7 protein-coding genes are annotated in these 6,314 nt (G+C 63.5%); 3 read left to right on the forward strand and 4 right to left on the reverse strand.

What is annotated here, in order from left to right; all coding sequences use genetic code 11:
- The 3 genes from KXJ60_RS08975 to KXJ60_RS08985 all read right to left on the reverse strand — a co-directional run.
- Positions 1-194, reverse strand: a 194-nt coding sequence (locus KXJ60_RS08975; RefSeq protein WP_291126454.1) for a hypothetical protein, incomplete at its 3' end; no start/stop codon positions are given.
- Positions 195-256: 62 nt separating this feature from the next.
- Positions 257-2,320, reverse strand: a complete 2,064-nt coding sequence (locus KXJ60_RS08980) for a ParB/RepB/Spo0J family partition protein (RefSeq protein ID WP_056581626.1) — start codon at positions 2,318-2,320, stop codon at positions 257-259.
- A gap of 65 nt (positions 2,321-2,385) precedes the next feature.
- The gene (locus KXJ60_RS08985; RefSeq protein ID WP_056581620.1) at positions 2,386-3,216 is read right to left on the reverse strand and encodes a DUF932 domain-containing protein; all 831 of its coding nucleotides are present in this window, start codon (positions 3,214-3,216) and stop codon (positions 2,386-2,388) included.
- A gap of 706 nt (positions 3,217-3,922) precedes the next feature.
- On the opposite strand from KXJ60_RS08985, the gene KXJ60_RS08990 reads away from it, so the two are divergent.
- On the forward strand, positions 3,923-4,849 hold the full coding sequence (locus KXJ60_RS08990; protein WP_056581617.1) for a hypothetical protein: 927 nt from the start codon (positions 3,923-3,925) through the stop codon (positions 4,847-4,849).
- A 60-nt stretch (positions 4,850-4,909) separates the two neighbouring features.
- Here the strand turns inward: KXJ60_RS08990 and KXJ60_RS08995 are convergent, their stop codons facing one another.
- On the reverse strand, positions 4,910-5,260 hold the full coding sequence (locus tag KXJ60_RS08995; protein WP_056582602.1) for a DUF2958 domain-containing protein: 351 nt from the start codon (positions 5,258-5,260) through the stop codon (positions 4,910-4,912).
- A gap of 448 nt (positions 5,261-5,708) precedes the next feature.
- Between KXJ60_RS08995 and KXJ60_RS09000 the strand changes: the two genes are divergently transcribed.
- Positions 5,709-5,996, forward strand: a complete 288-nt coding sequence (locus KXJ60_RS09000) for a hypothetical protein (protein ID WP_082548881.1) — start codon at positions 5,709-5,711, stop codon at positions 5,994-5,996.
- Positions 5,993-6,280: a hypothetical protein gene (locus KXJ60_RS09005; protein WP_291126455.1), complete on the forward strand. Its 288-nt coding sequence runs from the start codon at positions 5,993-5,995 to the stop codon at positions 6,278-6,280. Before KXJ60_RS09000 ends, KXJ60_RS09005 begins: the two co-directional genes overlap by 4 nt.
- Positions 6,281-6,314 lie beyond the last annotated feature (34 nt).

A 6,314-nucleotide genomic window follows, 5' to 3' on the forward strand; every position in this document is an offset into this window, starting at 1 on the left:
ATGAGCCACCACACGGCACGCGGCAAGGCGCGGCCCGTGATGGGGTGAATGTCGGTGAGGTCGGCGCGGGCCGACCAGCCCGAGGGCGGGCGGTAGCCGCGCACGTCGCCATCGTCGTGCCAGCGGCGAGCGCGTACCGTGCTGGGCGCGTAGATCGCCGCCATGCGCGGGCGGCTGCTGGTGATGCGGGTCATGGGGGCTTCTCCTTGCAGCGAAGCGCCCCGGTCGAGGCCGGGGCGCTTGCCTTCGGCGCGGGTCAAGCGGCCAGCGCCTCGGCGGGTTCATCCGCCATTGCCTCGGCATCCTCCGGGGCATCCTGCGCCTGCGTTTCCTGCGGCGCAGCTTCCGGGCCTTCGGTCTTGAAGATGGCAGGCATCCAGCCCGTGCCATCGGCCAACCGCTCGGCTTCGCTGGCAATGTCGGCCTTCTTCAACTTCGCCAGTCGCGTGACGTGCTCGGGCGCGTACTGGCCCACGGCTTCCAGAATCACGGCCTTGGAAACGTGCTTGAAGTAGCCTTCTGCGGTCGGCTTCCACCATGCAGCCATGTCGAGGCCCACGGCCTGCGCCAGTTCCTCGCCGGGCTGGTGCGGTGTGGCACGGGGCGTCACCACGTCCACCGTGGAAGCCACGCACACGGCCAGCAGCCGCACCAGTTCATCTTGCGGCTTCGCCAGCAGCGCGGCAAACAGTTCGGCGCTGTCCTCCGGCAAGGCTTCGCCCGCCACCTGTTGCAATTCGCACAGCGCCACGGCGGCGGGAGTTTCCGGCCAGTCCGGGGCCATGCCTTCCAGCCGGTCTTGCACTTTGAGGCCCACGCCCAGCGGCAGAGAATCACGGCTGCGGCCGTAGCGGCGTTCCTGCAAGACGGTCTGCACCATGCCATGCACCACGGCGGCCAGCGCGGCTTGCGGATGCCGGGCGACTTCGATTTGTAGCGCGGCGGTGCGGTGGGCGCTCAAGCGTTGCGCCAGCCGGTCGGACATGGCGGCGGTCTTGGGTGGCTCGTCGTCCTCGCCTTCGTCGTCGTTCGCGGCTTCGCCTTCGCTGCCGAAACCTTGGCGCAGCCTTTCCAGCGTGCGCAGCGCCTTGGCCTCGGCCTCGCGCATCAAGCCGCGATGAATCACGGCTTCGCCGTTGCGGTCGATGGTGACGATGGCACCGGCTGCGGCCTTCACGGTCGCGCCGTAGTCCTGCAAGCCATCTTCCAGCACCTGCAACTGCTCGCCCAGGGTTTCGCCTTCCTCCTGCAAGGCGTCGGCCTTTTCCTCATCGTCAGCGTCCAGCGCAGCATCCACGGCTTCGGCCAGTTCGTGCATCTTGGTTTGCAGCTTCTCGATGCGTGCGGCTTCACGCTTGTTCGGTTCGCGCCGCTCCTTCGGCGCACGCTGGAAGGCGTGCAGGTCGGCATGGGTCACGCCTGGCGTGGCATCCACCCATGCCCAGCCTTCGGCCTTCACCTCGGCAGCAATGCCCGTCAGCTTATTGAACGCCAGCCCTTCCAGCAGCGCGGCATCGGTCAGATACACGCCCGCGTCATCTTCGGCGAACAGGTCACGGCGGATGCCACCGCCTGCGGCCTCGTAGCTGTCCAGCCCGACGAAGCGCACCAGCGGATGCCGGTAGGCGTCGATTTCCCTTTCGGTGAGGCGTTCGCGCAGGTTGGACGGGTGACGCTGCCAGGTTGGCGCATCGTAGAACGCGCTTTCCTGCGCGGCGTGGTCATCGGTGATGGCAAGGGCCATCAACTGGTCAAGGCTCACGGCATCGGCGCGATAGTCGGCCATGAGGCGGGGCGACACGTTCGCCAGCTTCAAGCGGCGCTGCACCACCAGCGGCGTAACGGAGAAATCCGCCGCAATGTCCTCGATGGGGCGGCCTTCGGCCACCAGCGCCGCGAAGGCTTCAAACTGGTCTGCCGGGTGCATGGCTTCGCGCTGCACGTTCTCGGTGAGGCTGGCGGTGCGGGCGGTGCCATCGGCCACCAGCAGGCAAGGCACTTCCCATTCCTTGCTGATTCGGTGCTTTTTCGCCAGCAGCTTGAGGGCTGCGAGGCGACGGCCACCGGCCACGACTTCGTAATGCTCGCCATCGGCGGATGCAATCACGATCAGGTTTTGCAGCAGGCCGACACGCTGGATGCTTGCGGCAAGTTCGGGGATGGACATGCGCGGGGTCTTGCGCACGTTGCGGCCCGTGGGGCGCAGCACCAGCCGCGACAGTGGAACCAGAATCAGGTTCTTGGTCGGGTCGGCGGCTTCCAACGGGATAGCGGCGGCGGTATTGACGGCGCGGGCTTCGGTTTGGGTAACGGCGTTCATGGTGAATCTCCAATCGAGTGAAACAAGGGAATGGAGGGGAACCGCCCCTCCGGCGGGGAAACGGTTCAGGCTTTCAACTGGCGCAGGCCATCGGCCAGCATCCAGAGGGCGCGATTGAGGCGCACATCGGAATCAATGCCCTGCACCGGGCGGGTCTGCTGGCGGCGTCCGTTGGCGCTGCGGCCATGCAATCCGCCTTTGGTCAGGTTTTCCTGCGTGCGGTTGAACACGCTCCACAGGTCGGGGCGGCGGTCGTCGAACCGGCGCGGCATCAAGATTTGCGATTCGGTGATGGGCGCGGGCTTCTTGTCGGTGGGGTCGTACTTGAGGGCCAGCGCGGAACGGGCGAACACTTCGGCTTCGCCTTCATCCAGCGTGATAGCGCGCATGGCATCGCGGGAATCCTTCACCCGCTCGAAGCCGCTCAACACCTCGAAAGCGCCTTCGATGACGGAACCGGCTACGTCGCCCTTATGGGGTACGCGCACGTCCGCCACGGTGTCGCCGCACACAAGACCATTGCTGCAAACGAAGCGGAACATTCCGGCCAGCATCTGATAGCTGCTGGTGCCGTCATGCGAGTTCAGCAGCACGATTTCGTTGGCCTCTGCGCCGTTGATCTGGCTGGCGTGGCGCAGGCGCAGCATGTGTTTCGTGTGCTCGCGCTTGCCTTCATCGCGCACGCGGGTCTGCGTCACCATGAAGGGTTGAAATCCCTCCTTGCGAAGCTCGGTCAGCACGGCGGCGGTGGGGATATAGGCGTACCGCTGCGAACGGCTTTCGTGCGGGGCATCCGCGAAGATGGACGGGGCCACGCGATGAATCTGGTCATCGGACAGCGGGTAGTCACTGCGCAGCGAAGGGGAGCGGGAAGCGAAACGGGATGCGAGTTGCATGTCTTTCTCCTGAACAAAAAGGCTGTTGAAGAAAACCGCACACCGGATTCCTAGATTCGGAGCCCAGCCTTTCGGCTGTTCGGTGCGGTCGGCACGAGGAACCCGGTTGGCCCTGTTGCCACCGTCTTTCCTGAGTTCATCGCCCGCGACGGTCAGGAGCGCGCGAACGGGCGCCGTCAAGGAGGCAAGCGCAGGGTTGGTGCGGCCCGCAGGCGCAGCCGAGGACACGGCCCTGCGCGCCTTGACGGCACACGGGCGCGGGCTACAGTCGCGGTGAAGGTGATGAAGTCAGGGGAGACGGCTGGACAAGGCAACGGCCTTCCCCACACGCCGACCGCACGGCAAGCGAAGCGCGCAGGCCCGAAGCTGGAAGCCGGGCCGGAGGCGTCAGCCGAGCGGAGCGAGGGAACGATGGAAGCCCGTCAGGGGCGAGACGCCGCAGGCGGCTCGATGCGCAGCACGACAGCGCGACCGGCCATCTCCCAGGTGGCCGGGGACGCCCATGCAGTTTGGGCATCGCGGGATTTGTCTTCGGCGGATTTTTCGCGGACAATGTGGGCAAGGCCCTGTCCGCCTGAGCTTCGAGCGGCTCAATCAAGACTGCGTTCTGCTTTCCCCCCGTATTTCTTGCCACCACCATGCGATATCGCCTGGGCGTAGGCCAAGTAATCGCTCGATTGGCCTGCGCTGAAATCAGGAGAATCGTATGCCCATCGGCATTTCCGACCTTGCCCATTCTGTTCGCAAGAACAGCGTTTCTGTGGCCGCCCCTGTGCAGCTTGGCCATGCGCAGCAAATCATTGTTGCTGCACTCGGCTACAAGAGCCTTGCCGCCTACCAGGCCGCCCAGGTAGCCGCACTCGAACCCAAAGACTTGAGCAATGTCTACCACGTTGTACTCGACTACGACTCGCTCGATAGGCGCGCCAGCGAACTTGGCGCAGCCCCCGCGCCAAGCCAACTGCATGAGCTGATCGACGCAGCCTTCAAGGAACGAGCACCCCACACACACATTCACGCCTCTCACGCAGGCTTCGATAACTATCTGCGTGAGCATGTGGATCAGGTGGTCATCGAAGACGATGACGTGAACAGCGAGATGGCCAACGCCAATTACGATGGCATTGATGAGGTCTATTTCGATTTCGAGGTTGAGTCTGAAAACGTCCCCGTTGGCAGCTCGCTGGAAATCGACCTGGATGGCCATGTTGGCTTGGGCATCGACACTGAGCGTCCCTACGCGGGCCACATCGTGAATGTGGAGGGCACTTTGAGCGTGGAGCGATTGGGCAGCCAGTGCTTTGGGTCAGTGGACTGCCAAGTCACCAAAGCGGAACTCGATACGAACTGGGGGGATGACGACCACGACGGCGAGCCACCGCCGCGCAGCGTATCGCAATCCTATGCCGAACTGCTGGGCCTCGAACTGCATGAGGTTGGCAATCTCGCCGATGTAGAAGCAATGGAGTTGGACGGCAGTAGCGGTGAAATGGTCTACGGCTACCTCCTCGACTTCACGGACTACGCATCGCCCGAGATAGCGCAGAAGATCTTGCGCCGTCACTCTTCACTGCGTATCGAAGTCGGCCCTGGCTTCTTTGAAGGCGTTCGTAGCGACGACTGGCCTCGCTGACGATGCAGTAAGCGCATCCCGATACGGGATGCGCTGCTGGGCCATCCGCCCAAGGCCGAGTCAGACAGCTATCCGCCCGCTCAGCCGCGCCTCGCGCGCGTAGGCGCTCAACCGCTTCTCAGCGCGGAAAGACAGGTCGCGCTCGATCGGCAAGCCCAGCCCGCCGCGCACGATCGCCAACTCGCCCAGGCTGACCCAGCCGATTTCCGGCGCCCCCAGGCCCAGGTCGCAAAGACCAAAAGCGTGGTCGTGGTCGTCAGGATCAATCTCGGTCAGCAGCCAGGTCGCGCCGGCGTCCGGCGTGAACAGCTTGACCACGGGGGCCGGATCAAAGTCCGGGTTCTCCAAGGATTCGCGGCCGTTGGCCAGCAGTACGATGCGCTGCTCGTCAGTGATGAGTGCGTTGTTCATGGTGAACTCCTGCAAGGATGCCGGGCGGAATTGCCCGACCCTTCCGGGGCACGGCGCAGCGCAAGCAGTCAGGGGTCGCAGACGGCCGACAGGACGCAAGCGCGCATGGCGCGCGCCGCCCTTGACGGCGAGAACGCCGTGATACGGTGAAGGGAACAGCAAGACTGCCCACACCCGCCCGCTGCACACACTCGGCTTTTAGGGCAAGCGGAACGCGCAGGCTCGAAAGGGCCGGAGGCGTCAGGGGGCAAAGCCGAATGGCCGCGATTCGGCACGAAGCGCGGGGCGCAGCCCTCGAACCCGGCGGCGGCACGCCGGGACGCAATGAAGACTGTCAGATAGAATAAATAGGCATCGCGTCGACGAAAGATCCCCGTGCAGCGATGCTATTCTTTTCTTCGCTGCGATCATTCACGGCTCACAGCGTTGACACGATCGGAGATACGGCATGACGTTCAAAGCGGACAAGTACAACCGGTCGGTCTGTCTGAATTGCCCAACGTGCGGTGGCACTGAGTTTTCACACGACGGCGCTGATGGGCAGACGAGCGAACTGTTCACCTGCGGCAACTGTGGGTTGCAGATTTCCAAGGATGATCTCATCCGAGCCAACGATGAGAACGTGCAAGCGCATGCCAAGGAGATCGGGAAAGCCGTCGTCAAAGATCTTCAGAAGGAACTGCACGAATCGCTGAAGAGGGCATTCCGCGGCAGCAAGAACATCAAGATCCGATGATGCCCTTCCCAATCAGTGTTGGTGATGCCATCGCCATAGGCGCTCTTTTGCTGTCCGCGTACGCCACTTGGACGACGTTCAGATTCAATCAGAAACAGAACAAGTTGATTGAGAGCCAGGATCGACTGAACAAGCTACTTCTGGAAAAAGAAGCCACTGAAATCCTCAACATTAAGAAGTCGGCCCTGAAATATTCGTTTTCAGCCAGCGGTCAGTCGTGGTGCCGGCTCTCTGATTGCGTTGACGGCGAGGTTGCGCAGCATGCGAGGCCAGTTGGGCGATAGGGCTGCGGCTTGGCACAGGCGCAAATAAAGCCGC

The sequence above is a fragment of the Hydrogenophaga sp. genome (assembly GCF_019264445.1).
In the GTDB taxonomy this organism is placed as follows: domain Bacteria; phylum Pseudomonadota; class Gammaproteobacteria; order Burkholderiales; family Burkholderiaceae_C; genus Hydrogenophaga.

Bases quoted from the DNA above. Each gene is read 5' to 3' on its own strand.
- KXJ60_RS08980 (WP_056581626.1), bottom strand. From the start codon at position 2,320: ATGAACGCCGTTACCCAAACCGAAGCCCGCGCCGTCAATACCGCCGCC.
- KXJ60_RS08985 (WP_056581620.1), bottom strand. From the start codon at position 3,216: ATGCAACTCGCATCCCGTTTCGCTTCCCGCTCCCCTTCGCTGCGCAGT.
- KXJ60_RS08990 (WP_056581617.1), top strand. From the start codon at position 3,923: ATGCCCATCGGCATTTCCGACCTTGCCCATTCTGTTCGCAAGAACAGC.
- KXJ60_RS08995 (WP_056582602.1), bottom strand. From the start codon at position 5,260: ATGAACAACGCACTCATCACTGACGAGCAGCGCATCGTACTGCTGGCC.
- KXJ60_RS09000 (WP_082548881.1), top strand. From the start codon at position 5,709: ATGACGTTCAAAGCGGACAAGTACAACCGGTCGGTCTGTCTGAATTGC.
- KXJ60_RS09005 (WP_291126455.1), top strand. From the start codon at position 5,993: ATGATGCCCTTCCCAATCAGTGTTGGTGATGCCATCGCCATAGGCGCT.